General features: G+C 61.4%; 26 protein-coding genes. 11 read left to right on the top strand and 15 right to left on the bottom strand.

Annotation, left to right across the window (positions count from 1 at the left end; genetic code table 11):
• Positions 1 to 89 precede the first annotated feature (89 nt).
• Positions 90 to 338: a hypothetical protein gene (locus CKW11_RS03715; RefSeq protein WP_095136449.1), complete on the bottom strand. Its 249-nt coding sequence runs from the start codon at positions 336 to 338 to the stop codon at positions 90 to 92.
• Positions 339 to 508: 170 nt separating this feature from the next.
• Between CKW11_RS03715 and CKW11_RS03710 the strand changes: the two genes are divergently transcribed.
• From CKW11_RS03710 to CKW11_RS03700, 3 genes are all read left to right on the top strand, one after another.
• Positions 509 to 1,153 (top strand): hypothetical protein, encoded by a 645-nt coding sequence (locus CKW11_RS03710; protein WP_047598326.1) that lies wholly within the window; start codon positions 509 to 511, stop codon positions 1,151 to 1,153.
• 86 nt (positions 1,154 to 1,239) lie between these two features.
• Positions 1,240 to 1,581 (top strand): hypothetical protein, encoded by a 342-nt coding sequence (locus tag CKW11_RS03705; protein WP_095136448.1) that lies wholly within the window; start codon positions 1,240 to 1,242, stop codon positions 1,579 to 1,581.
• Between the two features lie 93 nt (positions 1,582 to 1,674).
• Positions 1,675 to 1,887: a GNAT family N-acetyltransferase gene (locus CKW11_RS03700; RefSeq protein ID WP_256582018.1), complete on the top strand. Its 213-nt coding sequence runs from the start codon at positions 1,675 to 1,677 to the stop codon at positions 1,885 to 1,887.
• Positions 1,888 to 1,974: 87 nt separating this feature from the next.
• On the opposite strand, the gene CKW11_RS03695 is transcribed toward CKW11_RS03700, so the two are convergent.
• The 5 genes from CKW11_RS03695 to CKW11_RS03675 all read right to left on the bottom strand — a co-directional run bounded on the left by CKW11_RS03695 (position 1,975) and on the right by CKW11_RS03675 (position 8,089).
• Entirely contained in the window at positions 1,975 to 2,979 is a 1,005-nt protein-coding gene (locus tag CKW11_RS03695) for an XdhC family protein (RefSeq protein WP_095136447.1), read from the bottom strand.
• Positions 2,980 to 2,990: 11 nt separating this feature from the next.
• A complete protein-coding gene (locus CKW11_RS03690; RefSeq protein ID WP_095136446.1) occupies positions 2,991 to 4,343 on the bottom strand; it encodes a cytochrome c in 1,353 nt (450 codons plus the stop codon).
• A 17-nt stretch (positions 4,344 to 4,360) separates the two neighbouring features.
• The gene (locus CKW11_RS03685; RefSeq protein WP_095136445.1) at positions 4,361 to 6,613 is read right to left on the bottom strand and encodes a xanthine dehydrogenase family protein molybdopterin-binding subunit; all 2,253 of its coding nucleotides are present in this window, start codon (positions 6,611 to 6,613) and stop codon (positions 4,361 to 4,363) included.
• Positions 6,613 to 7,068 carry a (2Fe-2S)-binding protein gene (locus CKW11_RS03680; protein WP_095136444.1) on the bottom strand — a complete coding sequence of 152 codons (456 nt, stop codon included), beginning with the start codon at positions 7,066 to 7,068 and terminating at the stop codon, positions 6,613 to 6,615. The genes CKW11_RS03685 and CKW11_RS03680 overlap by 1 nt, the downstream gene beginning before the upstream one ends.
• An 88-nt stretch (positions 7,069 to 7,156) precedes the next feature.
• Positions 7,157 to 8,089 carry an AraC family transcriptional regulator gene (locus CKW11_RS03675; protein ID WP_095136443.1) on the bottom strand — a complete coding sequence of 311 codons (933 nt, stop codon included), beginning with the start codon at positions 8,087 to 8,089 and terminating at the stop codon, positions 7,157 to 7,159.
• A 243-nt stretch (positions 8,090 to 8,332) separates the two neighbouring features.
• Here CKW11_RS03675 and CKW11_RS03670 point away from each other — a divergent pair, with 243 nt between their 5' ends.
• Complete coding sequence (locus CKW11_RS03670; RefSeq protein ID WP_095136442.1) at positions 8,333 to 9,529, top strand: MFS transporter; 1,197 nt, start codon at positions 8,333 to 8,335, stop codon at positions 9,527 to 9,529.
• 30 nt (positions 9,530 to 9,559) lie between these two features.
• On the opposite strand, the gene CKW11_RS03665 is transcribed toward CKW11_RS03670, so the two are convergent.
• From CKW11_RS03665 to CKW11_RS03650, 4 genes are all read right to left on the bottom strand, one after another.
• Positions 9,560 to 10,558, bottom strand: a complete 999-nt coding sequence (locus CKW11_RS03665) for an NADP-dependent oxidoreductase (RefSeq protein WP_095136441.1) — start codon at positions 10,556 to 10,558, stop codon at positions 9,560 to 9,562.
• 67 nt (positions 10,559 to 10,625) lie between these two features.
• A complete protein-coding gene (locus tag CKW11_RS03660) occupies positions 10,626 to 11,501 on the bottom strand; it encodes an alpha/beta fold hydrolase (protein ID WP_095136440.1) in 876 nt (291 codons plus the stop codon).
• A gap of 82 nt (positions 11,502 to 11,583) precedes the next feature.
• A complete protein-coding gene (locus CKW11_RS03655) occupies positions 11,584 to 12,372 on the bottom strand; it encodes an SDR family oxidoreductase (RefSeq protein ID WP_095136439.1) in 789 nt (262 codons plus the stop codon).
• A gap of 39 nt (positions 12,373 to 12,411) precedes the next feature.
• A complete protein-coding gene (locus CKW11_RS03650; protein WP_095136438.1) occupies positions 12,412 to 13,512 on the bottom strand; it encodes an alkene reductase in 1,101 nt (366 codons plus the stop codon).
• A 104-nt stretch (positions 13,513 to 13,616) separates the two neighbouring features.
• Here CKW11_RS03650 and CKW11_RS03645 point away from each other — a divergent pair, with 104 nt between their 5' ends.
• A complete protein-coding gene (locus CKW11_RS03645; RefSeq protein ID WP_095136437.1) occupies positions 13,617 to 14,243 on the top strand; it encodes a TetR/AcrR family transcriptional regulator in 627 nt (208 codons plus the stop codon).
• A 100-nt stretch (positions 14,244 to 14,343) separates the two neighbouring features.
• Here CKW11_RS03645 and CKW11_RS03640 read toward each other — a convergent pair whose 3' ends face one another.
• The 3 genes from CKW11_RS03640 to CKW11_RS03630 all read right to left on the bottom strand — a co-directional run bounded on the left by CKW11_RS03640 (position 14,344) and on the right by CKW11_RS03630 (position 16,656).
• Positions 14,344 to 14,700 carry a hypothetical protein gene (locus tag CKW11_RS03640; RefSeq protein ID WP_095136436.1) on the bottom strand — a complete coding sequence of 119 codons (357 nt, stop codon included), beginning with the start codon at positions 14,698 to 14,700 and terminating at the stop codon, positions 14,344 to 14,346.
• A 422-nt stretch (positions 14,701 to 15,122) separates the two neighbouring features.
• On the bottom strand, positions 15,123 to 15,962 hold the full coding sequence (yghU, locus tag CKW11_RS03635) for a glutathione-dependent disulfide-bond oxidoreductase (RefSeq protein WP_095136435.1): 840 nt from the start codon (positions 15,960 to 15,962) through the stop codon (positions 15,123 to 15,125).
• Positions 15,963 to 16,035: 73 nt separating this feature from the next.
• The gene (locus CKW11_RS03630) at positions 16,036 to 16,656 is read right to left on the bottom strand and encodes a LysE family translocator (RefSeq protein ID WP_095136434.1); all 621 of its coding nucleotides are present in this window, start codon (positions 16,654 to 16,656) and stop codon (positions 16,036 to 16,038) included.
• A 177-nt stretch (positions 16,657 to 16,833) separates the two neighbouring features.
• Here CKW11_RS03630 and CKW11_RS03625 point away from each other — a divergent pair, with 177 nt between their 5' ends.
• Positions 16,834 to 17,727, top strand: coding sequence for a LysR substrate-binding domain-containing protein (locus CKW11_RS03625; protein WP_095136433.1), 894 nt, complete (start codon positions 16,834 to 16,836; stop codon positions 17,725 to 17,727).
• A gap of 21 nt (positions 17,728 to 17,748) precedes the next feature.
• On the opposite strand, the gene CKW11_RS03620 is transcribed toward CKW11_RS03625, so the two are convergent.
• Positions 17,749 to 18,678: a LysR family transcriptional regulator gene (locus CKW11_RS03620; RefSeq protein WP_095136432.1), complete on the bottom strand. Its 930-nt coding sequence runs from the start codon at positions 18,676 to 18,678 to the stop codon at positions 17,749 to 17,751.
• A 125-nt stretch (positions 18,679 to 18,803) separates the two neighbouring features.
• Between CKW11_RS03620 and CKW11_RS03615 the strand changes: the two genes are divergently transcribed.
• The 3 genes from CKW11_RS03615 (at position 18,804) to CKW11_RS03600 (ending at position 22,520) form a co-directional block, all read left to right on the top strand.
• Positions 18,804 to 19,079: a DUF2798 domain-containing protein gene (locus CKW11_RS03615; RefSeq protein WP_095136431.1), complete on the top strand. Its 276-nt coding sequence runs from the start codon at positions 18,804 to 18,806 to the stop codon at positions 19,077 to 19,079.
• A 199-nt stretch (positions 19,080 to 19,278) separates the two neighbouring features.
• The gene (locus CKW11_RS03610; RefSeq protein WP_095136430.1) at positions 19,279 to 21,066 is read left to right on the top strand and encodes a thiamine pyrophosphate-requiring protein; all 1,788 of its coding nucleotides are present in this window, start codon (positions 19,279 to 19,281) and stop codon (positions 21,064 to 21,066) included.
• Between the two features lie 740 nt (positions 21,067 to 21,806).
• On the top strand, positions 21,807 to 22,520 hold the full coding sequence (locus CKW11_RS03600; protein WP_095136428.1) for a DUF72 domain-containing protein: 714 nt from the start codon (positions 21,807 to 21,809) through the stop codon (positions 22,518 to 22,520).
• 45 nt (positions 22,521 to 22,565) lie between these two features.
• On the opposite strand, the gene CKW11_RS03595 is transcribed toward CKW11_RS03600, so the two are convergent.
• Positions 22,566 to 23,384: an alpha/beta fold hydrolase gene (locus tag CKW11_RS03595; protein ID WP_095136427.1), complete on the bottom strand. Its 819-nt coding sequence runs from the start codon at positions 23,382 to 23,384 to the stop codon at positions 22,566 to 22,568.
• A 188-nt stretch (positions 23,385 to 23,572) separates the two neighbouring features.
• Here CKW11_RS03595 and CKW11_RS03590 point away from each other — a divergent pair, with 188 nt between their 5' ends.
• Complete coding sequence (locus CKW11_RS03590) at positions 23,573 to 24,022, top strand: helix-turn-helix domain-containing protein (protein ID WP_095136426.1); 450 nt, start codon at positions 23,573 to 23,575, stop codon at positions 24,020 to 24,022.
• A gap of 157 nt (positions 24,023 to 24,179) precedes the next feature.
• Positions 24,180 to 25,886, top strand: coding sequence for a ShlB/FhaC/HecB family hemolysin secretion/activation protein (locus tag CKW11_RS03585; protein WP_095136425.1), 1,707 nt, complete (start codon positions 24,180 to 24,182; stop codon positions 25,884 to 25,886).
• Positions 25,887 to 25,910: the final 24 nt, after the last annotated feature.

Raw genomic sequence — 25,910 nt, 5'->3', positions numbered from 1 at the left:
GTCAGAAGGTCGGTAAGGCCGCCGATTGTAAGCGTTCGGGGCCGTTTTGGCAGGCACCGCATACGATCGTCACCGACCGGCGTCCACGCTCATTCGTGAGGCGTGAGCCAGGTGTCGACGACCCGCCGATCCAGTTCTTCCCAATAAGCCATGCCCAGCACCCGCGTGGTGTTCAACCCACGCAGATAGCCGCGCAGCTGGTTGGCGGTATCGCGCTTGAGCCGCGCATCGGTGATGGCCTTGTCCAGCAACACCTTTTCGTATTGCTCCAGATATTCCGCCACCCGCTCGCGAAAGTCGGGCAAAACCACGTCGCGGATCAGGTCGAAGGTTCTCAAATCGGCTTCCTCACTGTTGTTTTAGTCATTGGGGATGAGTGTGTACCTGTCTTTATCGTGCGCAACTATCGCTAGAAGTAATAGTGACCATCACGAAACGCAAGTTCAGCTTTGCATTCAATAGGCGGAAAATTGCCTTCATTGAAAACGCAGCTCAAGGAAATTGCGCGATGAAGACCCTGACCCGACTGGTGCTGACCGCTCTGCTGATGAGCGGCATGGTAGCCACGGCACCGTCTTACGCCGGCGACGCCTGTGCGTGTCGTCTTCAGCCCATCGCCGGCAGCAGCGCGACTTTGCAGCATTCACAGACCGTGGGTGTGTTGTACAGCGAAAACACCCGGGAAAACCTGCAATACCTGACGCGTTACCACGACATGGCGCTGCACGGTGCCAAGGATGCACTGGATTCGCGAATCCGCGCGGCGTTTGTCAGCAGCTCCGACCCGGAACTGGCGATCGACTGGTTGCTCAGCTCGCTGCAACGCCAGTTCATGTCGGTGACCGTTTACGACAACCTCGATGCGCTGATTCTGGCGCATCCGGACATCGTGGTGAAACTGGATACCTTCAACCGCCTGCTGACCCAGCAGAACAGCCTGTACGAGGCGCATTTCATCGCGCGTTTCTACGATGCCGACCTGCAGTACATCGGCAAGGCTGAAGGCTCGGTGGAGAAACAGATCCCGGCGGTCTGGGTACATGACAAGGCGGCGCACGAGATTGCCGCGCAGATCGAGCAACAACGTGACCTGCAACTCAATGCCTTGAAGCAGTTCGATGCCTCGCTCAAGGCGCTGGTGGCGTCCAGTTGAACACTCAAAACCAAAAGGGCAGCGGCGGCGCCGTGACGCTGAACCGCTGCCGGTTGAACCGAACCTTTATTTTCAGGATTACCCCGATGCGTGCTTTGTTTGCCCCGACCCTGGCCGTTGCCTCCTTGCTGCTCGCCGGTTGCGCCTCCGCACCGAACGACCCGACGCTGACCTTGCAGACCAACAAGACTCCGGCGCAATACGCCGATTGCGTGGTGCCGAAGCTGCAGGGCAGTGCGCTGAACCCGACCGTCTCGCAGACCCAGCGCAGCTACCGGATCGTGGTGCCGAGCAAGGTGTCGGCCGACAACGTGCTGGAAGCCTACAAGGCCGGCAACGGCGGCAAGGTGTTCATCTACGAGCGCCACTTGCTGGCTTCGAACTTCCTGCCTTCCAGTTTTGAACGCGCCGCCCAGGACTGCATCTGACCCGGCTGCGCAAACCGTTCTGACCGAGCTCCTTTGGTTGGCCGCAACCAACCAATACTTTGCCCCGCACCTCATTCGGTTGCGGGGCTTTTTTTGCCTCACATTTGCTGCTGTGGCGACGTCGGCAATCGAACGCCTGCCATCGCGATCAACGGCCAGGATCTGGGCAACAATCAGGCGCATTTGCGCTGGTTCATCCTCGACGACGGCTGCCGCGGCAGTGGCGTCGGACGGCAACTGCTGAGCGCGGCAGTGGAGTTTTGCGATCAGCAGGGTTTTGACGCGATAAGTGGGGCAGCGTGGTGACGGAACAGCAGTTCACCCGTGCAGCCGTCTCACGCTGAAGGTTGATTCAGCGTCATCACGCAGGCGCTTAACATGTCCGCCAGCCAGTCAGGCTTCCTGCGCCTTGGCTCTGGCAATCGAAAACGCCTTCGGCAGGCTGGCGCCATTCTTCGCGGCCAGGATCTCGGCCATCACGCTGACGGCGATCTCCGCCGGTGTCTTGCTGCCAATGTAGATGCCGATTGGCCCGTGCAGGCGCTCGAGTGACGCCTGGGTCTCACCAAAATGCTCGATCAGACGTTCGCGGCGCAGCTGACTGTTGCGCCGCGAACCGATGGCGCCGATGTAAAACGCGGGGCTGTGCAGGGCTTCGAGCAGTGCCAGATCGTCGAGTCGCGGATCATGGCTCAAGGCGACGATGCAGGTGCGCAGATCGACCGCGAAGTCGCGCACCACGTCATCCGGCATGCCGATGATGCGCTCCACACCGTTCACCGCCCAGGTGTCGATGTATTCGGCACGTGGGTCGCACACCGCGACCTTGAAGCCGTTGAACCGCGCCATGGTCGCCAGATACTCGGCCAGCGCGCCGGCACCGATCATCAGCAGCCGATACCCCGGCCCGAGGGTATTGAGCATCTGTTGGCCGTCAAAACTGAATTGCTCAGGAGTCGCCGTGGCTTGCAGTGTGACGCGACCGCTATCCAGTGCCAGGCAGCGGCGCACCAGTTGCCCGGCATCCAGTTGCACCAGCAGTTCGTCCAGCACCTGCCATGAGGGATTGAACTCAAGAATCAGCTCAAGCGTGCCGCCACAGGGCAAGCCGAAACGATGCGCCTCGTCGGCGCTGACGCCGTAGCGCACCACCTCGGGCGCACTGTCCTTGAGGCCGGTGCCGCCATGCGCGGTGGTGTAGCGATCGATCAGGTCGTCCTCGATGCAGCCGCCGGACACGCTGCCGATCACGCGCCCGTCGTTACGCAAGGCCATCATCGAGCCTGTCGGGCGCGGCGAAGAGCCCCATGTGCGCGCCACCGTGGCGAGCAACACTTGCTCGCCGGCGGCGAGCCAGTCCCGCGCGGTGCGCAGGACCAGCAAGTCGATGCTTTCCATCAAACGTTCCTCTAACGCATTTGCAGGATGATCGGGCTGCTGCTGGCCGGATCCGTACGTTCACGCAGCTTGTTGACGGCCTGCGCTTCAATAGCACCGCCCTGATTGCCCCAGGTGCTGCGCATGAAGGTCAGCACTTCGGCGATCTCCTGATCCGACAACTGCTCGCGGAAGGCTGGCATGCGATAGGCGTCCGGTACTCCGGCGGCCACCACCCGTTGCGAACCGTTGAGGGTGATGTTGATCGCCGAGGCACTTTCCTTGGCCAGTGCCGAAGTGGCGCCGGCCAGCGGCGGCATCCATTCGGATTGGCCCTTGCCGTCCAAACCGTGGCACGAAGCACAGCGCGTGACGTAGGTATGAGCACCGGGCGCGTCCAGACGTTCCGTCGCCGAAACCGCCTGGTACTGCCAAGGCTGGCCGTCGCGCTGAGGATCCCCCGGCAATGACTTGAGATAGCGGGCGATCGCGGTCAGATCGTCATCGCTCATGAACTGCGTGGAGTTGTTGAACGCCTCGGTCATCGAACCGTAAACCACCGCGTGTTTGTTGCGCCCGGTCTTGAGGAACTGCACGATCTCCTGCTCGCTCCAGCGGCCCAGGCCGGTGTTGTGGTCATCACGCAGACTTGGCGCGTACCAGCCATCGAGCAAGGCGCCGGCGAGGTACGGCGTAGCGGATTCATCCAGGGCTTTCTCGTTGAACGCCAGACCGCGCGGCGTGTGGCAACTGCCGCAGTGCCCGGCGCCTTGAACGAGATAAGCGCCGCGATTCCACACGGCATCCTGCGACGGTTTGGTCACGTAAGGCTCGGTGTCGGCAAACACACCGTTCCACAACGCAATCGGCCAGCGCAGGTTCAACGGGAAAGGAATCGCACTCGGGATATTCGCCTGCTTGACCGGTGCCACGCCTTTCATGAAGAACGCGTACAGCGCTCGCACATCGTCGTCACTGAGCTTGGCGTAGGACGGGTAGGGCATCGCCGGGTACAGACGACGGCTGTCGGGCGCTACACCGTGGCGTACCGCACGGTCGAAGTCCGCCAGGCTGTAGCGACCGATGCCGGTCTCCGGCTCCGGGGTGATGTTGGTCGCGTGGATCGCGCCCAGTGGTGTGGCCATTTCCAGGCCGCCAGCGAACGGCGCACCGCCCGGCACGCTGTGGCATGCCACGCAATCGCTGAGTCGGGCGACGTATTCGCCACGAGCCACCAGCGCCGGGTCGATATCGGCCACGGCGGTTTGGTCGTTTTCAAGGTGCGAGACAGGCTCGCGGGTGACATACCAGGCCAGCAGGCCTGCCGCGACCAGGCACGGCACTGCCAGCCAGCCTGCGGTTCTTGCGAATCGGCTGTTATTCATGGACGCTCCGGCGCTGATCAACTGAAGGTGTGGCGGCTCATGGGCAGGCTGCGCACCCGTTGGCCGGTCAGCGTTGCCACCGCATTGGCGACGGCGGGCGCGACAGCGGGCAACGGTGGTTCGCCGATGCCGCCCATTTTTTCCCCGCTCTCGACAACACGCACGTGGACCCGGGCCATCCGCGCAGGCGGCAGGATCGGATACAAGTCGTAGTTGCGCGCGCGCGGTTTGCCATCAATCCACACGGCTTCCTCCACCAGGGTCTGCGAGAGGCCCAGCGCCACCGCGCCATTGACCTGCGCTTCGACAATCGCCGGGTTGACGATGCTGCCGGGGTCGATTGCCTGCCAGATGTCGTGCACCTTGACCTGACCGTTCTCGATGGAAACCTCGGCGATCACCGCCGTCTGGGTGCCGAACGGCGACGCCATCGCCACGCCTCGGGCACGTTTGCTGCCGTCCGCCGCGGTAAACGGCCCACGCTTCCAGCCACCCGACAGCTCGCCCACGGCTTGCAGCAACGTGGTCAGTCGCTGGTTGTCGCGCAGCAGATGCAGGCGCAATTCGAACGGGTCCTTGCCGCCCTTGTCGGCCAGTTCGTCAAGGAACGACTCATAGAAGAAGTCGTTGAGCGAATTGCCCACCGAACGCCAGTAACCCAGCATCGCCGGGCCTTTGGCGTAGATCTGCGCGATGCGCTTGTTGGGGATCGCATAGGACTTGCCCGACAAGCCTTCAAGCGCCGTCGGGTCGAGTTTTTCACCCTGTTTGCCGGCCAGCGCCTCGGTCGGGCCTTCGGTGGCGCTGATCGCTTCGATCGCCAGCGGCCAGCCGTCGTTGTCCAGCGCGGCACGGAAATTCACCGCTGCCACCGGACGCAGCACGTCACGCAGGAACTCTTCCTCGCGGCTCCAGATCAGTTTGACCGGGCGGCCAACCGCTTTCGATAACTCGATCGCCTGCGGGTAGGGACTGGCGGCGTCGTAAAGGAAATGCCGACCGAAGAAGCCGCCCAGCAATGGCGAATGCAAGGTGATGCGCGACGGATCCAGCCCGGTACGTTTGGCGATGTCGGCACGGAACATGTCCGGCGCCTGATTGGGCAGCCAGACTTCCAGCGAACCGTCGGGATTGAATCGGGCCAGCGCCGATGGCGGCTCCAACTGGCCGTGGTTCAGGTACTGGTTGTGGTAAGTGGCGTCAATCCGCGTCTTGGCGCTGGCCAGAACTGCAGCCACGTCGCCCTCATTTTCATCATCCCTGGCCGGGCCTTTGTCGTCAGCCAGGCGCTTGAGCCAGGCGTCGCTGGAAAAGTCCGCAGGCATCGAGCGTACTTTGCTGTCGGCCGTGGGTTCCTGCCAGTCGACCTGAATCGCTTCCACTGCACGTTTGGCGTGCCACCAGCGCTCGGCGACCACCGCCACGGCCCCCGGCAGGCGATGCACGGAATGCACGCCTTTCATCGCTTTGACCTGCTCTTCGTTGCGCAGGTTGCCCACGGTCATCCCCAGACGCGGGGCATGTTGAACGGCGGCGTGCAGCATGTCGTCGACCTTCAGATCGATGCTGTAGAGCGCCTTGCCCGTGGATTTGTCGTAGGCATCGACGCGCTTCACCGGTTTGCCGATCCAGCGGAACTGGCTCGGATCACGCAACTGCACCGAGGCCGGATCGGGAACCGGCAGATCCATGGCGTGCTCGGCCAGTTCGCCGTAGGCCACGGATCGCCCCGACCTGGTGTGCACGACTTTGCCGGGTTCGGTAGTCAGTTCGCTGACCGGCACCCCAAGTTTCTGCGCACCGGCCTGCAGCAGCATGGCGCGGGCGAGGGCGCCGAGGCGGCGCATCACCGGGTAACTCATGCGCACCGACATGCTGCCGCCGGTGATGCGCATACCGTTTTCCATCACCACATAGGCTTCGCCGGGCGGCGCGGCTTCGACCAGGAATGTCGACGGGTCGGCATCCAGTTCTTCACCGACGATCTGCGCCATCGCGGTGAACGTACCTTGTCCGCCTTCCATGAACGGGCAAAGCAGGCGCACGCGGTTGTCCGGGCGAATTTCCAGAAACGCCGGCACCTGCGTGCCACGCTCGGCAGTCGCGGCCGCCACTGCCGCTTGCACCCGAGTCGTGCCCAGTGGCAGGCCGAAACCGAGCACCAGTGCGCCGACGGCAGTGCCGGTCAGAAAACGTCTGCGCGACACGTTGATCGGTTCATGCAGAGCCAGTGCTGATGCTTCCTGAGCAGGATCGATACGTACGTTCATCAGGCATCTCCCTTGCCGGCCAGCTCATGCACGGCGGCATGAATGGCGTTGTACGTGCCGCAGCGGCACAGGTTGACCATCGCCGCCTCAATCTGCGCGTCACTTGGCTTGGGGTTTTGCTTGAGCAGCGCCGTGGCCGCCATCACCTGCCCGGACTGGCAGTACCCGCACTGGGCGACCTGCAGATCAACCCAGGTCGAGACCACCCGTTTGCCCATGTCATCGGCCTCGATCGCCTCAATCGTGGTGACCTCGCGGCCGACCACACCGGCCACTGGCGTGACGCACGAGCGCACCACGTTGCCGTCCACCAGCACGGAACAGGCGCCACATTGCGCCAGTCCACAGCCGTACTTGGTGCCGGTCATGCCCAGATCATCGCGGATCACCCACAGCAGGGGCGTATCGGCGTCGGCATCGACCTGATAGGTTTTCTGGTTGATTCGTAGTTCCATGGTTCACCCGCTCGATCATCGGTTGACGTGCATTTTTATAAGCGGTGAAACGCTGCGTGGCGCCTCACCGGTAAAGCGTGTTCTTTGCTCAACTGGCCGCGTTGCCCAGCGTTTCTGCGGCGAAGGGTTCGCCACGCAGCAACGCGATGTCACGACTGGGTGCGGTGCCGTACAGGCGTGCGTATTCGCGACTGAACTGCGAGGGACTTTCATAACCGACCGCAAACGCCGCTCGCGAAACGTCCAGACGCTCCATCAACATCAGCCGACGGGCCTCGTTCAGTCGCAGCCATTTCTGGTACTGCAGCGGGCTCATGCCGGTGAGCTGGCGGAAGTGATGGTGAAAGGTCGGTGCGCTCATCTGCACCCGCGCCGCCAGTTCATCGATGCGCAGCGCCTCGGTGTAGTTGACCTTGAGCCAGTCGATGGCTTTGGCGATGCGATAACCCTGGCCATCGACGGCCGTGATCTGCCGCAGCCGCGCGCCTTGATCGGTATGGAGCAGCCGATAGTGGATTTCCCGCAGCACCAGCGGCGCCAACACCGGGATCGCTTCAGGCTCGTCAAGCAATGCCAGCAGGCGCTCAAGCGCACCTTCCAGAGCGGAAGACATGTTGCCAATACCAGCGCCGGTATTCGTCGACGGCTGCCGTTTCGCAGGCAAGCCACCTTTGCTGAGGATCTCGGCAAGCATGCCGACATCCAGTTTCAGCACCAGCCCGACGCAGGGTTGCTCGGGGCTGGCAAGCATCACTTCGGAATTGGCGGGCAGATCCAGCGAGGTGACCAGAAACCGCGAAGGGTCGTAGCTGTAACCCTCACCGCCGACCCACAAGCGCTTTTCCCCACGGCCCACCAGAATCAGGCTCGGCTCGATCATGCACACGGTCGGTGGCGCCGGCTGATCGCGACGAAACAGCGACAGGCCGGGTATCGACGTGGCGAAGTCGCCCGCGACGCTCACGCGCGAGTCAATGTTCAACGCCAAAGGTGATTCGTGGCGCAGCGGGGTAGGGATCATGTCGGGCAACTCCTGTTGAGTGAACTCTAATCCGCTGCACGGGCGTTTCCTATACACCACCCTGCAACCTCAGAGGATCAGGCAAGCATTCAAGAGGAATGCACTAGGGCAGAGGCAAATCGACCGGGAGAATGTGTCAAACCATTACGGGATTGACGCGATTCGACGATGCGATCCTGGCACTGTGAAAAACAGTGCGTCCGGGCAATCGCCCGGACGCCTCTCGCAATACAGGTAGTTTCAATGACTTCTCTTTCTACAGAACAACGCGGCTGGAGCGCGGTGCTGGCCATGTCGCTGGCCGCCTTCGCCCTGGTCGCTTCAGAATTCATGCCGGTCAGCCTGCTGACGCCGATTGCCGCCGAACTGCACATCACCGAGGGGCAGGCCGGGCAGGGGATTTCCGTGTCCGGAGCATTCGCCCTGGTGACCAGCCTGCTGATTGCAGCGGTCGCTGCTCGTGTCGAGCGCAAGAAGCTGTTGCTGGGTCTGACCTTGCTGATGATCGTCTCGGGGACGGTGGTCGCGTTCGCGCCGGGCTATCCGTCGTTCATGTTCGGGCGGGCCTTGATCGGCATCGCCATTGGCGGTTTCTGGTCGTTGTCGGCGGCAACCGCGATGCGTCTGGTGCAGCCTGACCAAGTGTCCCGGGCACTGGCGATCGTTAACGGCGGCAACGCGCTGGCGACGGTAATCGCCGCTCCGGCGGGGAGTTTCCTCGGCGCGTTGATAGGCTGGCGCGGCGCGTTCTTCTGCGTGGTTCCGGTCGCCGTGCTGGCGGCCGTGTGGCTGCTGATCAGTCTGCCGTCCTTCAAGCTTGAGCGTCAGGCCGGTAGCGGCAACGCCTTGCGGCTGATGAAGCAATGGCCGGTCGCCTTGGGGATGGTCGCTGTCAGCGTCTTTTTCATGGGGCAGTTCATGCTGTTTACCTACCTGCGGCCCTTTCTGGAGGGGGTCACCGGGGTCAGCGTTGCAACCCTGTCCTTGATGCTGCTGGGGCTGGGGCTTGCCGGTTTTATCGGGACCTTTGTGATCGAAAGATTCCTCGGCACTGGCCTGTACCGCACGCTGACGGTTATCCCGCTGATAATGGCGGTCGTTGCGCTGGCGCTGGTGAACTTCGGCGCATCGCCGCTGCTGACTGCGGTGCTGCTCGGACTCTGGGGACTGGTCGCCACAGCGGCTCCCGTGGGCTGGTGGACATGGCTGGCGCAGACGCTTCCGGAGGATGCCGAGGCCGGCGGAGGCTTGCTCGTGGCTATCGTGCAACTGGCCATCGCCGCAGGGGCCATCGTCGGTGGCCTGGCATTTGATCTGAGCGGTTATAAAGCCACCTTCGAGCTGAGCGCGGCGGTGTTGGTGATTGCGTCGGTGCTCGCCTGGTGCGCCGGTCGCAGTGCGACTGAAGTTCATCTGGTCGAGTCGAACGCGGCCGGTTGATCAGTTCAGCCGGCCGCCGGGGACACGTTGTCATTTGAGCGTAACGACGACCTTGCCCTTGGCGCGCCCCTGCTCGACGTACTTCAACGCCTCTGCCGTCGAGGCAAACGAGAAGCTGCGGTCAGTCACCGGTCTGATGATTGCCTCCTCGACCAGCGTGGCGATTTTTTGCAGTTGTGCACCATTGGCCCGCATGAAGACGAACGTGTAGCTGACCGCCTGCTTGCGCGCCTTGCGCCGGATACCGAAGCTCAACAGGCGCATGACCTGTTGCAGTGGCCAGGACAAGCCTTGTTCTTGGGCGAACAGTGCTGTGGGCGGGCCCGAGATGGAAATGAGCTGGCCGCCGGGCTTCAGGACCTTGAGTGATTTTTGCAATACGTCCGCGCCGAGGCTGTTCAACACCACGTCGTAGTCGTGCAGGACGCTTTCGAAGTCTTGCTGTTTGTAGTCGATGACCAGATCGGCCCCCAGTGCCTTGACCCATTCGACGTTCGCGGTGCTGGTGGTCGTGGCGACGAAGGCGCCGAGGTGTCTGGCCAGCTGGATAGCAATGCTGCCAACACCACCGGAGCCTGCGTGAATCAGTACTTTCTGACCCTTTTTCAGTTGTGCGGTTTCGACCAGTACTTGCCACGCCGTCAACGCGACCAAGGGCAGGGATGCGGCTTGCGCCATGCTGGTATTGGCGGGTTTTCGGGCGACCGCGTTTTCGTCCACGGCGATCAATTCGGCAAACGTTCCGATCCGCGTTTCCGGCGGGCGAGCGTAGACCTCGTCTCCCGGTTTGAACTGCGTCACCTGTGAGCCAACCTCCACCACCACACCCGCCAGATCATTGCCCAGTATCAGCGGTAATGCATAGGGCAGAATCAGCTTGAACTCGCCACTGCTGATCTTCGAATCCAGCACATTGACGCTGCTGGCGTGTACCTCGATCAAGACATCACGGGCACCCACCACAGGTGCAGGCGCTTCGCCAGTGCGCCCGCTGTTCTTTCCATAGCGATCAATCAGAAATGCTTTCATCGTAGTGCTGCTCTTGGCGGTTGTAAGGAGGGTGGCTGGCGCGTTGCGGTGTTGCTACGCCGTGTCGTCAGGCGTCGAGGAATGCCTGGGCCTTGGCGACAAAATCAACGCAGTGCTGGAAAATCCCGCCGTGGCCGGCATCCTCATAAATCACCAGTTGTGCGTTGGGAATACGCTTGGCCAGCGCCATCGAGTTGACGCTGGGCACCATGATGTCGCTGTCGCTGTCGCCGTTAACGATAAGCGTGGGTATGCGCAAGCGTCCGAGGTCTTGCGGCGGTTGTTGGCCCCACGCGGTGATCGCTTTCAACTGGCGCAGAAAAGCGCTCGGTGTCGGGCTTTTGTCGCGATTGTTTTTGCGTGCTTTCAGGCGTCGCAGATACTGCGACGCAGATCGACGGCCATTGGCTGTCGAGGTGAAGAACAGGTAGACCTTGGGATCGCGCAAGGTCAGCAAGCCTTTGAGGATCAATGGCCACGTCACGGAGCCGACCTTGTCGATACCGCTGCCGCCGGCCGGACCGGTACCGGTCAGAATCAAGCGACGCACCCGATCAGGCGCCTTCAGGGCAATGTCCTGAGCAACGAAGCCGCCCAGCGAGAATCCCAGTACATCAACGGTTTCCAAGCCCAGCGCGCGAATCAGTTGAATGGCATCGTCTGCCATTTCACCGACAGTCAGTGGCGCGGTTCCACCAGAGCCGCCAATACCGCGATAGTCAGTGGTAATGACGCGTCGGGTTTGTGCCAGGCCATCAATGATCGCGGGATCGAAGTTGTCCAGCACGGCGCCCCAATGGTTGAACAGCACCAGCGGCACGCCGATCGCGGGACCGATGTCGCGGTAAGCGAAGCGAACGCCGTTGACCGTGATCGACTGGTTCGCCGCGTTGCTGAACGACGTCGACGCGCCATTGTGGTTATTTGCCAGGGTTTGATTCATTTCTGCTCCGGATCGCGGGCCGGATTCGATGCAGTGACTTGCGCCTGCATCGAATCCGCCGCGCGTGCTCGCTACCAGACAATCACTGTGGGTTCAGGTAGCGCTGGGCAACCGCAGACTGACGGATTTGCCCGATCAGGCCCTGACGTGCGCCTTGCAGATCATCCCAGCGTTGCGCTTCGTGCAGCGGCGGGATGGTTACCGGTTCGCGGCGATCGAAACCGACCAGAGCGGCATCCACCAGATCGCCCACTTCCATGATGTCGCTCAAGGTGTTGATGTCGATGCCGGAGCGATCCCAGATCTCCGTACGGGTGGCGGCGGGGAGTACGGCTTGCACGTAGACGCCCTGAGGTGACAGTTCCAGGCTCAGTCCCTGGGACAGGAACAGGACGAAGGCCTTGGTCGCACCGTAGACGGTCATGCCGAACTCCGGCGCCAGGCCCACCACCGAACCGACGTTGATGATCGCGCCGTCACCAGCCTTGACCAGACGTGGAGCGATGGCGCTGGCCAGGCGCACCAGCGCGGTAGTGTTGAGGGCAACCAGTTGCGCAACGCTGTCGGTGCTTTGGTCGATGAAGTTACCGGAGAGGGCAGCGCCGGCGTTGTTGACGAGGATGCCGATACGGGCGTCGTCGCGCAGGCGGTTTTCAACGGTGCTCAGATCAGCGAGTTGGGTCAGGTCCGCCGGGATCACATCGACGGTGACGTCGTGTTCGCTGCGCAAGCGGGCTGCAAGTGTGTCCAGGCGTGCCTGGTCGCGGGCAACCAGAACCAGATCATGGCCGCGTTGCGCGAAGCGCTCGGCGTAGACCGCGCCAATGCCGGTGGAGGCGCCAGTGATCAGAACAGTAGGGCGAGTGCTCATGGGGGATCTCTCTTTCAGGGTGTGAGAAACGGAACGCGCTCAGCTGGCGCTGACGCTCGATTCAGCCAGCGTCGGGTAGTCGATGTAGCCTGCCGCACCGCCGCCATAGAGGGTGGCGGGATTGAACGCGGACAACGGCGCGCCCTGCTTGAGGCGCTCCACCAGATCCGGATTGCCAATGAACGGGCGACCGAAGGCGATCAGGTCGGCGTGGTCTTCGGCGAGCTGCGAAGTCGCCAGCTCCAGGTCATAGCCGTTGTTGGCGATGTAGGTGTTTTTGAAGCGCTGGCGCAGTGCGCCGAAATCGAAGGGCGCCACGTCGCGCGGGCCACCGGTCGCGCCTTCGACCACGTGCAGATAAACCACGCCGAGGGCATCGAGTTGCTCGGCGACGTAATCGAATTGCGCCTGCGGATCGCTGCTCGAGACGCCGTTGGCCGGCGACACCGGAGACAGGCGCACACCGGTGCGATTCGCGCCGATCTCATCAACGACGGCCGCCGTCACTTCAAGCAACAGACGCGCCCGGTTTTCAATCGAGCCGCCATACGCATCGGTACGCAGATTGGCGCTGTCCCTGAGGAATTGATCGAGCAAATAGCCGTTCGCACCGTGAATTTCCACGCCATCGAACCCGGCGGTAATCGCGTTTGCCGCAGCCTGGCGAAAATCGGAAACGATCCCCGGCAGTTCGCTGGTCTCCAGCGCGCGCGGCGCCGAGACATCTTCAAAGCGATTGTTGACGAAGACTTTGGTGGCGGCGCGCAGCGCAGAAGGGGCCACGGGGGCGGCGCCGTTTTCTTGCAGATCAACGTGCGACACGCGGCCGACATGCCACAGTTGCAGGAAGATTTTTCCGCCCTTGGCATGGACTGCATCGGTCACCTGGCGCCAGCCGTCAATCTGCGCCGGCGTGTAGATTCCCGGGGTGTCCTGATAGCCCTGACCTTGTCGGGAAATCTGCGTGGCTGCACTGATCAGCAAGCCTGCGCTGGCCCGTTGGCTGTAATAGGTGGCTGCGAACTCGCTGGCTACAAAGCCTGCGCCTGCACGGTTGCGAGTCAGCGGTGCGAGGACGACGCGGTTCGACAACGTCAGGTCGCCAAGTGTGTAAGGGGTGAACAGAGTCTGGTTGCTCATCTGGTATTTCTTCCGTGCCCGTTGGAGAAGTCGCTGTGTCTGCAATTAGGATGATGATCGAAATCTAAGCTGTCAACGGTTTTGATTATGACCAGCATCTATGTATGATTGGCGCAAGCATTCCCAATGAATACGAGGTACTGCACGTGCGAGTGACCAAGGCCCAGGCGCAGGCCAATCGAGAACACATCGTCGAGACCGCTTCCGAGCTGTTCCGTGAGCGTGGCTTTGACGGCGTCGGTGTGGCGGATCTCATGGCGGCTGCCGGTTTCACCCATGGTGGTTTTTACAAACATTTCGGCTCCAAGGCCGACCTGATGGCTGAAGCCGCGTCCTGCAGTCTCGCCAAGTCGCTGGCAGGTGCCGAAGCGCTCGACGTGCCTGGCTTCATCGATGTCTATTTGACAAGAGAACATCGCGACGGACGTGGCAGCGGTTGCACCATGGCCGCGCTGTGTGGCGACGCGGCGCGTCAATCGGATGATGTGAAAACGACGTTTGCCGAAGGGATCGAGCGCACCCTGCAGACCCTGGGAGACAAATACCCGACCGGGCCGGACGCTGTGGCGGGCGAGGGCAGAAAGAAAATGATCGACCTGCTGTCGCGGGCTGTCGGCGCGATTGTGCTGTCGCGCGCCTGTCCGGATGATTCCGCGATGGCCGACGAGATTCTTGAGGTGTGCCGCGCGGAGATGCTGGCTTCGTTGCCGGTTGACGAAGAGGCGGTCTGAGGGGGCGCTCGCTCGTCGTTTCGCTCAACAGCCGGTTGCGCTGCATACCAGCGCCTATGAGCAGATGGCCTGAAGCGCAGTCTCAGCGGCAACGCAAAGGTCAGGAGTACCGTTTCAGACGCTCACGCCAGTTGCCACCGTGCGTGCGTTGGCATTCCTCCTCGGAGTCGAAACGCACGTTGCGCTCTGAAGGGGACAGGTCGATATCGGCCTCTCTCAGCGCACTGGCCGTCAGTTCGAAGAGGCGTGCCTTGGCGTCAGTCAGGGCGAGGTTTTTGTCGGCCTCGGTGTCGAACACCCAGATGACGTTCAGGGTCGCCGCCAACGCGTTCAGGTCAGCGGTGTGGGTGAGCCAGGTGAAGCCGTTGATTTCAGCTTTTGCGGTTTCACACGCGTCGGTGAGCGTGGCAATCAAGCGCCGCTCGATCCGCGCCAGTTCACGTTTTCCAGGGGGCATTGCAGATCCTTTGGCGACAGTGGTGGTGTGGAGACGGGTTTATCCGGTGGGTCTTGGCGAAGCAGGGCATTTGCGCGTCGCGCACTCGTGTTGCTGTGGGAGCGGGCTTGCTCGCGAAAGCGCCGGGTCAGTCAACGCTGACGTCGCAGGCCTGGCGCATTCGCGAGCAAGCCCGCTCCCACAAAGATTGGTGGTGATTGCGAAAGCCCCTGTCCAGCACAAATCCCACTGTAATTTCTGGGGCTCACAAATCCTCATGTCCAACCCGAATTCCCTGTGGGAGCGAGCTTGCTCGCGAAAGCGGTAGGTCTGTTATGTCAGTGTTGACTGACTTGGCGCCTTCGCGAGCAAGCTCGCTCCCACAGAGGTTGCTGTGAACCGGGAAGCCCCTGTCCAGCACAAGTCTTTGTGGGAATGTGGCGTCAGTCCAGATCGCTGGCCTGATGCCGTTCCGCGACCTGGCTCGCCTCGTCACCCCAGGTGCGATTGACGCGCTGGCCTCGAATCACCGCAGGGCGTTGGGCGATGTCTTCGGCCCAGCGCTGCACGTGGGTGTATTCGTGAGCCGCTAGAAATTCGGCGGCCGAATACACGTTGTTGCGCACCAGTTGGCCGTACCACGGCCAGACCGCGATGTCGGCAATGGTATAGCTGTCGCCGGCCAGGTAGCGGCTTTCCTTGAGGCGTCGGTCGAGCACGTCGAGCTGACGCTTGGCTTCCATGGTGAAACGGTTGATCGGGTATTCGAGCTTCTCCGGCGCATACGCGTAGAAGTGCCCGAAGCCGCCGCCCAGATAAGGCGCGGCGCCCATCTGCCAGAACAGCCAGTTCAGGGTTTCCGTGCGGCCGGCGGGATCTTTCGGCAGGAAGGCGCCGAACTTTTCCGCCAGATACAGCAGGATCGAACCGGATTCGAATACCCGAATCGGCGGCTGTGCGCTGCGGTCGAGCAGTGCCGGAATCTTCGAGTTCGGATTGATCTCGACAAAACCGCTGGAGAACTGATCGCCCTCGTTGATGCGGATCAGCCACGCGTCGTACTCGGCCTCGGAGTGGCCCAGCGCGAGCAATTCTTCCAGAAGGATGGTCACCTTGACGCCATTGGGTGTCGCCAGTGAATACAGCTGCAGCGGGTGTTTGCCCACGGGCAGGGTCTTTTCATGCGTCGGCCCGGCAATCGGGCGGTTGATGCTGGCGAACTGGCCGCCGGACGGGGCTTCGTGTTTCCAGACGGCGGGTGGAACGTAGGGCGCTTTACTCATGAAATGGGCCTCATGGTGAACTTGTCGAGAATGATCTTACGGGTATCAGACACGACAGCATAAACGCTCTAGCTCAAGACTGCGCAACCCCCGGAATGATCAAACACGCCGCCAGAGCCATCAGTGCGATCCCGATGACCTTGTCGACGATCCGCTGTTTTTCCAGCAGGCGCCGGCGTAGCCGTTCAGTGGAGAAAAACAGCGCGACCAGGCTGAACCACGCCCAATGAATAACCGACATGAACAGGCCATAGGCGAAGTTCATCGTCAGCGAACTGCCTGGCTCGACCACCTGGCTGTACGCCGCCACCACGAACAACATGGTCTTCGGATTCAGTGCATTGGTCAGAAAACCCGAGCAGAACACCTTCCAGGCACGGGGTGCAGAAGCGCTCGCATCGGCAAATGTCAGCACAGATTTATTGGTAAAGGATTTGATGCCCAGATAGATCAGGTAGCCGGCGCCCAGCAGCTTCATCATCCAGAACAGCATCGGTGACTGAGTGATGATCAGCGCCACCCCGAACACCGTGTAGAACACATGAACCTGCACGCCACAGGCGATGCCCAGCGCAGCCAGCAAACCACTGCGCCGCCCGTGTGCATAGCTGTTGCGAGTGACCATGGCAAAGTCCGGGCCGGGGCTGATCACCGCCAGAACAGTGATGGCGATTACCAGAAACAATTCATTCATCCATACGCTCCATCGCGTTATTTGCGCTACTTGAATTCACAGATACAGAGTCAGCAGTCACTTCCTCCATAAGCTTTGAAGGATGCAGCAGGCTGTGACTAGCGCCATGATGGAGAAGTGTCATTGGCAAAAAAAACGATTTATAGTCGCGAAAATCTGTGAGAAATCATCGTCTATATGAACCTGCCTCCGCTGGCTGCCTTTCGCTTCTTCAACACCGCCGCCCAGACCCAGAGTTTCGTCAAGGCCGCTGAGTTGCTGCACGTCACCCACGGCGCGGTCAGCCGCCAGGTGCGTTTGCTGGAGGAGGCGATCGGGGTCGAATTGTTCGAGCGGCGCAACCGCGCGATTTTTCTCAATCACGCGGGCCGCATGCTATTCAATGTCACCGCGCCGATGTTCGAGCAGTTGCAGAGCACGGTTTATCGCCTGCAACGTGAAGTCCACGATGACGTGCTGGTGGTGTCCTGCGAGCCGACCATCGCCATGAAGTGGCTGATCCCGCGTTTGCCCGACTTCCACAGCGCACATCCGCAGTTGCAGGTGCAATTGCTGACGGCCGGAGGGCCGATCGACTTCGCTCGCTCAGGCGTGGATCTGGCGATCCGCCGCGACGATTTCCATTGGGACGAGACCGTGCACGGCGTGACTATTTGCGAGGAGTGGATCGGTCCGGTTTGCGTGCCGTCCAGTCGTCCTGACGGCGACCATTTGCGCGGCGCCTGCCTGCTGCACAGCAAGACCCGCCCGCAGGCGTGGGATAACTGGATGCGACTGGCCGGGATGAACGCGCCGGGTGTCAGTCGGGTCGATTATGAGCATTTCTACCTGTGCATTCAGGCCGCGTTGGCCGGGCTGGGCGTCGGTATGGCGTCGTTTCTGATGGTGCAGGACGAACTCAATTCCGGCCAGTTGATCGCGCCGTTCGGCTTCGTTCGCGACGGTTCGAGTTATTGCCTGCTGTCACCGCGACCCTTCGAACAGAGCGCCAATGCCATGCTTTTTCGTGAGTGGATTGCCCAGCAGATGAGTGCGTGCAGCCAATGGCTCGGGGGGGATCTGCAGCCTTGAAAGTGCAAGAGCTGCTGTGGATCAACCAGCTTGCACGGGCCAGCGCCTATTCAAGTGCTCCGTCAAATAATCCATGAAGGCTCTGACCTTCGGCGTTATCGCCGCACGTTCCTGCACGCACGCATAGATGTCCATCGGTTCGACATAAGCGTGAGCTTCACCTTGGAGATCGTCGAACAACGGCACCAATTGCCCGCTTTCAAGGTAGGGCGCAGCGACGAATTCGGCCAGGCGCGTGACCCCTGCGCCGTTGACTGCCATTTGCGCCAAGGCATCGATGTCGTCGCTGATGGCGGTGGCGTTGATCGGGGCGTCGTAATGCTGGCCATCACGGACGAAACCCCAGCGCAGAAAGCGTCCATCCAACGGGTAGCGGAACGCCAGGCAGGCGTGGTGTTGCAAGTCCTGCGGTGATTGCGGCACGCCGGCGCGCGCAAGGTAGGCGGGGGCGGCGCAGAAGACGAAGGGCAGGGAAACGATCCGGCGCGCAACGATGCCGTCTTCCAGTTGTGGTTTGATCCGCAGGCTCAGATCAATGCCGTTCTGGATGTGATTGATTTTGCCGTTGGTGGTCGACAGCTCAACCAGCAGGCGCGGATGCAGTGCGGCAAAACTGGCGAGTAACGGCGCCAATACGTGGCGGCCGAATGCGCTGGTGGAGGCGATGCTCAAGCGGCCTTGCAGTTCGCCTTCGTCGCCGATGATCGCGCTTTGCGCCGACTCTAGATCCGCCGCGATGCGTTTGACTTTCTCGTAATACAGCGCGCCATTTTCAGTGAGGGCCATCCTGCGGGTGGTGCGCTGCAGCAGGCGCACGCCGAGGTGCGTTTCCAGGCGATTGAGGGTTTGGCTGACCGCTGCCGCACTGACGCCCAGGGTCTTGGCGGCGCCGACAATCGAGCCGGCCTCGACCACTTTGATAAAACTGGCAATCGCTGCCAACAGATTCATCCGTGTCCCGCCGCGTGGTTTGATTCGTAAGCTGTGCTTTATAAAGTACCTATGGCGGGCCGTCTAGTTGAGGGCAGGGGGCTTTGCTAAGGTGCCGGCTCCCTGTCAATGGATGGAAAAGCCATATGAATCAAAGAACCACTACCGAAGCCTTGTATCCACCGCGTCGAAAGTTGTCGTCACGGGCGACGCCCTACGTGTTTGCGTTGTACATGGCGACGATCATGGCGTTCCTGATGTCGCTGGTGATCACCGCCGCCCTTTCCGGGATTGATAACGACTACCTGAGTAATGCGCTGCACGCCTACAAACTGGCGATGCCGGTGGCTTTCCTTTGCATACTCGTGGTGCGGCCGATCGTGATTAAACTGGTGGCGATGACGGTGCATCCGCACCGTTGATGAGCCCCCGATCTCTTGGTCTTCAAAACAACAGCAAAAGATCGCAGCCTGCGGCAGCTCCTACAGGGGCGGTTCGGCGATGCCGTCAGGTAAAAACAATCGAAACTTCGCGGGCGACCCGACTGTCCAGACCCTTGTGCCTGCCCGGCGGATATCTCGCCGGGCAGGCTTCATGCATCGGTGACAGGCGAGGAACGAGATGACGACGACAGTGGGAGATTTTCTGGTTGAGCGGCTCAGCCAATGGGGCGTCACGCGGATTTTTGGTTATCCGGGAGACGGCATCAACGGCGTGTTCGGTGCGCTCGCCCGAGCCAATGGCAAGATCGAATTCGTTCAGGCCCGGCACGAAGAAATGGCCGCGTTCATGGCGTCGGCCCACGCCAAGTTCACGGGCGAGTTGGGCGTGTGCATTGCCACTTCGGGACCGGGGGCTTCGCACCTGATCACTGGGTTATACGACGCCCGCATGGATCACCAACCGGTGCTGGCGATTGTCGGCCAGCAGGCGCGGACGGCGCTCGGCAGTCATTACCAGCAGGAGCTGGATCTGGTCTCGATGTTCAAGGATGTGGCCGGAGCGTTTGTGCAGCAGGCGTCGGCGCCGTCGCAGGTTCGGCATTTGCTCGACCGCGCCGTGCGTACGGCGGTTGGCGAGCGGCGGGTGACGGCGATCATCCTGCCCAATGATTTGCAGGATCTTGAGTATGAGCCACCGGCGCGGGCGCATGGCACCGCGCATTCCGGCGTCGGTTACACCAAGCCGAAAGTGCTGCCCTACGAGGCCGATCTGCAGCGCGCCGCTGATGTGCTGAACAGCGGTGAAAAAGTCGCGATTCTGGTGGGCGCCGGCGCACTGCAGGCAACGGATGAAGTGATTGCAGTTGCGGAAAAGCTCGGTGCTGGCGTCGCCAAGGCGTTACTCGGCAAGGCTGCGTTGCCGGACGATTTGCCGTGGGTCACCGGCAGCATCGGCCTGCTGGGCACCGAACCGAGCTACAAGATGATGCACGAGTGCGACACCTTGCTGATGATCGGCTCGGGTTTCCCCTATGCCGAGTTCCTGCCCAAGGAAGGTCAGGCGCGTGGCGTGCAGATCGACCTGCAGCCCGACATGCTGAGCCTGCGGTATCCGATGGAGGTCAATCTGGTCGGCGACTCCGCCGAAACCCTCGCTGCACTGCTGCCGTTGCTCGAACCGAAAACTTCGCACAAGTGGCGCAAGAAAATCGAAGGCTGGCGCAGCACTTGGGAAAAGACCCTGGAAAGACGCGCGATGTCCAAAGCCGATCCGATCAATCCGCAGCGGGTGGTGTATGAGCTGTCACCGCGCCTGCCGGAGCAGGCGATCATCACCAGCGACTCGGGTTCCTGCGCCAACTGGTACGCCCGTGACCTGAAGATTCGCCGGGGTATGCAGTGTTCCCTGTCCGGTGGCCTGGCCTCGATGGGCGCTGCCGTGCCATATGCGATCGCCGCCAAGTTCGCCCATCCGGAGCGCGCGGTGATTGCGCTGGTGGGTGACGGCGCGATGCAGATGAACAACATGGCCGAGCTGATCACCGTCGCCAAATACTGGCGCCAGTGGGACAGCCCGAAGTGGATCTGCGCGGTGTTCAACAACGAGGATCTGAATCAGGTCACCTGGGAACAGCGGGTGATGGAGGGCGATCCGAAGTTCGAAGCCTCGCAGAGCATTCCCGATGTGCCGTATCACCTGTTCGCCATTTCCATCGGCCTGAAAGGGATTTTCGTCGACCGCGAAGAAGACGTCGCCGCCGCCTGGGAACAGGCGCTGGCCTCGGACGTACCGGTGCTGATCGAGTTCAAGACCGACCCCAACGTGCCGCCGTTGCCGCCACACATCAAACTCGAACAGGCAAAGAAATTTGCCACGACCTTGCTCAAGGGCGACCCCGACGAAGCGGGCGTGATCGTGCAAGCCGCCAAGCAGGTGCTGGCCAGCGTCCTGCCCGGCAAAAAATAACCCCTGAAGGAGCTTCGTCGTGCCCCCCAATCTGTGAACGCCGCCGAAACTGTGGGAATGGGCTTGCTCGCGAAAGCGCTGTGTCAGGCACAGCGATTGTGGATGTGCCGACGCCTTCGCTGGCAAGCCAGCTCCCACAGGTTCTTTGTCGTGCTCCAAATCTGTGAGCGCCGCAGAACCCTGTGGGAGCGAGCTTGCTCGCGAAAGCGTTGTGTCAGGCGCAGCGATTGTAGATGTGCCGACGCCTTCGCTGGCAAGCCAGCTCCCACAGGTCCTTTGTCGTGCTCCAGGTCTGTGAGCATCGCCGAAACTGTGGGAGCGAGCTTGCTCGCGAAGGCGCTGTTTCAGGCGCAGTGGATTGTGGATGTGCTGACGCCTTCGCTGGCAAGCCAGCTCCCACAGGTCCTTTATCGTGCTCCAGGTCTGTGAGCGTCGCCGAAACTGTGGGAGTGGGCTTGCTCGCGAAAGCGCTGTGTCAGGCGCAGTGGATTGTGGATGTGCCGACGCCTTCGCTGGCAAGCCAGCTCCCACAGGTCCTTTGTCGTGCTCCAGGTCTGTGAGCGTCGCCGAAACTGTGGGAGCGGGCTTGCTCGCGAAGGCGCTGTGTCAGGCGCAGCGATTGTGGATGTGCCGACGCCTTCGCTGGCAGGCCAGCTCCCACAGGTATTTCGCCATCCCCGAAATCTGTGAACGAAGACTGTGGAGATTTTCATGCGTGAAGCGACGAAGGTGTTTTTCTGATGTTCATCGGTTGCGCAGGCTGGAGTCTGGGGCGTGAGTATTGGCCGCAGTTTCCGGCTGAGGGCACGCATCTGCAGCGTTATGCGGCGCGGTTCGACTGCGTGGAAATCAACAGCTCGTTCTATCGCCCGCATCGGCGTCAGACCTATGCGCGCTGGGCGGACTCGGTGCCGCCGGGTTTTGGTTTTTCGGTCAAGGTGCCAAAGCAGATCACGCATGAATTGCGTCTGCAGAACTGCGATCAAGCGCTGGACGAGTTCCTCGGACAATGCGAGGGGCTGACTGACCGGTTGGGCTGTCTGCTGGTGCAACTGCCACCGTCGCTGACATTCACACCTGAAATTGTCGAAGCGTTTTTCGTGGCGTTGCGCCAACGCTTTGCCGGTGCCGTGGTGCTTGAGCCAAGGCATGAATCGTGGTTGACGGCGGCGCCGATGTTGCAGGCGTATCGGATTGCTCAGGTCGTGGTCGATCCGTCGCGGATCACTACCGATGGTGCGGCGCAGGGCTGGGCGGGTTTGCGCTATTGGCGGCTACACGGTTCGCCACGCATCTACCACAGCGCCTACGATGAGCGTTATCTGCACGCGCTGGCAGAGCAAATGAAAGTCGCGGCAGCAGAGGGGGCCGCAGTCTGGTGCATCTTTGACAACACTGCCAGTGGTGCCGCGCTGGGTAACGCGTTGGCACTGGCAGCGTTGATGGCGGATTGAGTCAGGCGGACAAATAGTCGCAGAAGTTTGTCGCGCCGACGATCATCAGCGGTTCAGGAAACCCAACAGGTCTTCGTTCAGCGCCTGGGCGTGGGTCACGGCAAAACCGTGCGGTGCTCCGGCGTAGACCTTCAACTCGGCGCCTTTGATCAGTGCCGCCGCCTGCTTGCCGGTGGTTTCGAATGGCACGATCTGATCGCCGTCGCCGTGGATCACCAGGGTCGGCACGTCGATCTTGGCCATGTCTGGGCGGAAGTCGGTTTCGGAGAAGGCAGTGACGCAATCCACGGTGCCTTTCAGCGAGGCGAGCAGGGCGACGTTCAGGGTTTGCGTGAGCACGCCGTCGGAGACTTTCTGGCCCTGATTGGTGCCGTAGAACGGAGCGGCAAAGTCCGCGATGAACTGCGCACGATCCTTGAGCAGACCGGCCTTGATCCCGTCGAACACCGAGGTGTCGACGCCCTGCGGGTAGTCGGCCTTCTTGCCGAACAGCGGCGTCACTGCACCGAGCAGCACCAGCCCGGCAACCCGCTCGCTGCCGTGACGGGCGATGTAGCGACTGACGTCGCCGCCACCCATGGAGAAGCCGACCAGAGTGACGTCGCGCAGGTCGAGGTGGTTGATCAGTTGCGCGATGTCATCGGCAAAGGTGTCGTAGTCGTAGCCGGTCCATGGTTGATCGGAACGCCCGAAACCACGGCGATCGAAAGCAATCGTGCGATAGCCGCGACTGCTCAGGTATTCCATCTGGTATTCCCACATGTCGGCATCCAGCGGCCAGCCATGGCTGAACAGCACGGGTTTGCCGCTGCCCCAATCCTTGAAATAGATCTGTGTGCCGTCATCGGTAGTGAATGTGCTCATGAAAACTCCTTGCTGTGGGCGATCGTTCAGGAAGGCCGGATGCCGCAATGGCCGCCCATCACTATCGGCGCAAATCGCTGCTGTCACTTGTACGCAAGTGCTCAATTGCCAAGGCGGGGGTGTGGTTCTTTTCCAGCGTCACAGTTGTAAGATGCAACCACACCCCGGTTTTGATGGAGAAATACCCTGTGAAGCGCAAAAGCCTGCATGGCAACGCTTGCCCGGTCGCCCGTACGCTGGACCTGATCGGCGACTGGTGGTCGCTGCTGATCATCCGCGATGCGCTGGAGGGCATCCGCCGCTTCAGTGATTATCAGAAGAATCTGGACATCGCCAAGAACATGCTCAGCGCCCGGCTCAAGGCCCTGGTGGAGCAGGGGATCCTGCAAACCGTGCCGGCCGCCGATGGCGGTGCCTACAAGGAATACGTGCTGACCGAACGCGGCAAGGCCTTGCAGACGGTGATCGTGGCGCTGTCGCAGTGGGGCGGCGAGCACATGTATGCGCCGGGTGAGCCGGGTTCGGTGATGGTCGATGCGCAGCAGCGTCAGCCGATCAGGAAGCTGGAATTGCGTTCAGCGGATGGCCGCTTACTGGCACCTCAGGACGTGACGACGAAGTTGGGTGTTGAGCACTGAACCAAGGATTCCCCCCCCCGGAAAACCGCAGCCGCGTCGATTGTTCAATCCCCGTTACAAACCCGACAAAAGGTTGAAACGATTGTTTGACGTCAAAATGATGGCCATCTAATATCGCGCCACTATTTTGATGTCATTCCGTATCGAGGGATCGAACATGTACCCACCCGCCCTCGCGGCGAGGTTGTGCGTAGCTTTGCTGTGCCTGTCTCCGCTTCAGATTGCCTTCGCTGCACCCACCCCCGGTGAAACCGACCTGATCCGCGAGCGCCAGAATCGCCTGCTCGAAGAGCAGCAGCGGCGTCTTGAAGAACTCAAGGACTTGCCCGGCAAAGATGCCAAGCCTGCGCAACCGGCAGCGCCCACCGATACCCGCTGTTTCCCGATCAAGGACATCGAGCTCAAGGGCGCCGACAGTCTGTCCGACAGCGACAAGACCCGCCTGCTCAAGCCCTACATCGACCAATGCCTCGGAGTGCCGCAACTCAACGAGTTGCTCAAGGTCATCACCGACCATTACATCGAGAAAGGTCTGGTCACCAGCCGTGCCTACCTGCCGCAGCAGGATCTGTCAGGCGGGCACCTGAAAGTGCTGGTGGTCGAAGGCAAACTCGAAGGCATGAAGGGCGCCGAGAACAGCAAACTTTCGCAGCGTGAACTGGCGATGGCATTTCCCGGCAAGTCCGGCGAACTGGTCAACCTGCGCGAGATCGAGCAAATGGTCGATCAGCTCAATCGCCTGCCGTCCAATCAGGCCAAGATGGAGCTGGCGCCGGGCAAGAACGTCGGCGGCAGTGAAGTGCTGGTCACCAATAATCCGCAGAAGCCATGGCGGGCCGGACTGTCGCGCAGCAACGACGGCCAACGCAGCACCGGTGAACAGCAGTGGGGCACCACTTTCGATTGGGACAGCCCGCTGGGCCTGGCCGATCAGTTGAGCCTGCGCGGCGGTCACGATGCAATGACCGATCACCAGCACACCTCCAGCAACGCCATGCTCAATTACAACCTGCCGTGGGGCTGGTGGAATTTCAGCTACACCTACAGCCAGAGCGACTACCGCTCGCAGATCGCCGCCAACGGCTACAACTTCAAGCAGACCGGCGACAGCGAAAACCATCAGCTGCGCGCCGAACGGGTGATCCATCGCGACTCGGTGAGCAAGACCTCGCTCAGCGCCGGCCTGTCCTACCTGCGCACCAACAACTACATCGAAGACAGCAAGCTCAAGCTGAGCAGCAACCGCATCAGCGAAGCGCAGTTCGGCTTCAACCACGGTCGCCGCATCGGCAGCGCCTTCGTCAACTTCGACGCCGGCATGCAGGAAGGCATCGGCGCGTTCGACGCGCAGGGCAGCCACGATCCGGGCCCCGGCGAGCCCGACGCACGCTACCGCAAATACACCGCGACCCTGAGCTACCTGCAACCGTTCAAAGTGTGGGGCGAATCCTTCACCTTCAGCAGCCTGATGACTGGCCAGCGCAGCGAAGACGTGCTGTTCAGTCCGCAGCGCACCAGCCTTGGCGGGTCAGCGTCGATCCGTGGCTACAAGGATCAGTCGTTATCCGGCGACAGCGGCGGCTACTGGCGCAACGATCTGCGCTGGAGCCGACCGATCACGGCCGAATGGCTGCGTCCGGTGTTCGCTGAATACGGCACCAGCCTCGGTTACGACCAGGGCGTGATTCGTGGCGATCGTTACAACGGTGAGCAGCATGGGCGCATGTCGAGTAACTCGCTGGAGCTGTTTGCCCGCGGTGAGCACGTCGCCGCCAGCGTGACTTTTGCGCATTCCCTCGAACGCCCGGATGTGCTGACCGAGCGTGAAGCGCCGATCTATTTCCGCCTCGACTTTTTCATCTAATTCAAATTCTTCGAGACCATCGAC

This window comes from Pseudomonas sp. Irchel s3a10 (genome assembly GCF_900187525.1).
GTDB lineage: Bacteria > Pseudomonadota > Gammaproteobacteria > Pseudomonadales > Pseudomonadaceae > Aquipseudomonas > Aquipseudomonas koreensis_G.
The sequence above is the reverse complement of the archived record's forward strand: the minus strand, read 5'-3'. Positions and strand labels throughout refer to the sequence as shown.

What these genes read in the sequence shown, in the direction of transcription:
- CKW11_RS03710 (WP_047598326.1), top strand. Translation starts at nt 509, where the DNA reads ATGAAGACCCTGACCCGACTGGTGCTGACCGCTCTGCTGATGAGCGGC.
- CKW11_RS03705 (WP_095136448.1), top strand. Translation starts at nt 1,240, where the DNA reads ATGCGTGCTTTGTTTGCCCCGACCCTGGCCGTTGCCTCCTTGCTGCTC.
- CKW11_RS03695 (WP_095136447.1), bottom strand. Translation starts at nt 2,979, where the DNA reads ATGGAAAGCATCGACTTGCTGGTCCTGCGCACCGCGCGGGACTGGCTC.
- CKW11_RS03690 (WP_095136446.1), bottom strand. Translation starts at nt 4,343, where the DNA reads ATGAATAACAGCCGATTCGCAAGAACCGCAGGCTGGCTGGCAGTGCCG.
- CKW11_RS03685 (WP_095136445.1), bottom strand. Translation starts at nt 6,613, where the DNA reads ATGAACGTACGTATCGATCCTGCTCAGGAAGCATCAGCACTGGCTCTG.
- CKW11_RS03680 (WP_095136444.1), bottom strand. Translation starts at nt 7,068, where the DNA reads ATGGAACTACGAATCAACCAGAAAACCTATCAGGTCGATGCCGACGCC.
- CKW11_RS03675 (WP_095136443.1), bottom strand. Translation starts at nt 8,089, where the DNA reads ATGATCCCTACCCCGCTGCGCCACGAATCACCTTTGGCGTTGAACATT.
- CKW11_RS03670 (WP_095136442.1), top strand. Translation starts at nt 8,333, where the DNA reads ATGACTTCTCTTTCTACAGAACAACGCGGCTGGAGCGCGGTGCTGGCC.
- CKW11_RS03665 (WP_095136441.1), bottom strand. Translation starts at nt 10,558, where the DNA reads ATGAAAGCATTTCTGATTGATCGCTATGGAAAGAACAGCGGGCGCACT.
- CKW11_RS03660 (WP_095136440.1), bottom strand. Translation starts at nt 11,501, where the DNA reads ATGAATCAAACCCTGGCAAATAACCACAATGGCGCGTCGACGTCGTTC.
- CKW11_RS03655 (WP_095136439.1), bottom strand. Translation starts at nt 12,372, where the DNA reads ATGAGCACTCGCCCTACTGTTCTGATCACTGGCGCCTCCACCGGCATT.
- CKW11_RS03650 (WP_095136438.1), bottom strand. Translation starts at nt 13,512, where the DNA reads ATGAGCAACCAGACTCTGTTCACCCCTTACACACTTGGCGACCTGACG.
- CKW11_RS03645 (WP_095136437.1), top strand. Translation starts at nt 13,617, where the DNA reads ATGATTGGCGCAAGCATTCCCAATGAATACGAGGTACTGCACGTGCGA.
- CKW11_RS03640 (WP_095136436.1), bottom strand. Translation starts at nt 14,700, where the DNA reads ATGCCCCCTGGAAAACGTGAACTGGCGCGGATCGAGCGGCGCTTGATT.
- yghU (WP_095136435.1), bottom strand. Translation starts at nt 15,962, where the DNA reads ATGAGTAAAGCGCCCTACGTTCCACCCGCCGTCTGGAAACACGAAGCC.
- CKW11_RS03630 (WP_095136434.1), bottom strand. Translation starts at nt 16,656, where the DNA reads ATGAATGAATTGTTTCTGGTAATCGCCATCACTGTTCTGGCGGTGATC.
- CKW11_RS03625 (WP_095136433.1), top strand. Translation starts at nt 16,834, where the DNA reads ATGAACCTGCCTCCGCTGGCTGCCTTTCGCTTCTTCAACACCGCCGCC.
- CKW11_RS03620 (WP_095136432.1), bottom strand. Translation starts at nt 18,678, where the DNA reads ATGAATCTGTTGGCAGCGATTGCCAGTTTTATCAAAGTGGTCGAGGCC.
- CKW11_RS03615 (WP_095136431.1), top strand. Translation starts at nt 18,804, where the DNA reads ATGAATCAAAGAACCACTACCGAAGCCTTGTATCCACCGCGTCGAAAG.
- CKW11_RS03610 (WP_095136430.1), top strand. Translation starts at nt 19,279, where the DNA reads ATGACGACGACAGTGGGAGATTTTCTGGTTGAGCGGCTCAGCCAATGG.
- CKW11_RS03600 (WP_095136428.1), top strand. Translation starts at nt 21,807, where the DNA reads ATGTTCATCGGTTGCGCAGGCTGGAGTCTGGGGCGTGAGTATTGGCCG.
- CKW11_RS03595 (WP_095136427.1), bottom strand. Translation starts at nt 23,384, where the DNA reads ATGAGCACATTCACTACCGATGACGGCACACAGATCTATTTCAAGGAT.
- CKW11_RS03585 (WP_095136425.1), top strand. Translation starts at nt 24,180, where the DNA reads ATGTACCCACCCGCCCTCGCGGCGAGGTTGTGCGTAGCTTTGCTGTGC.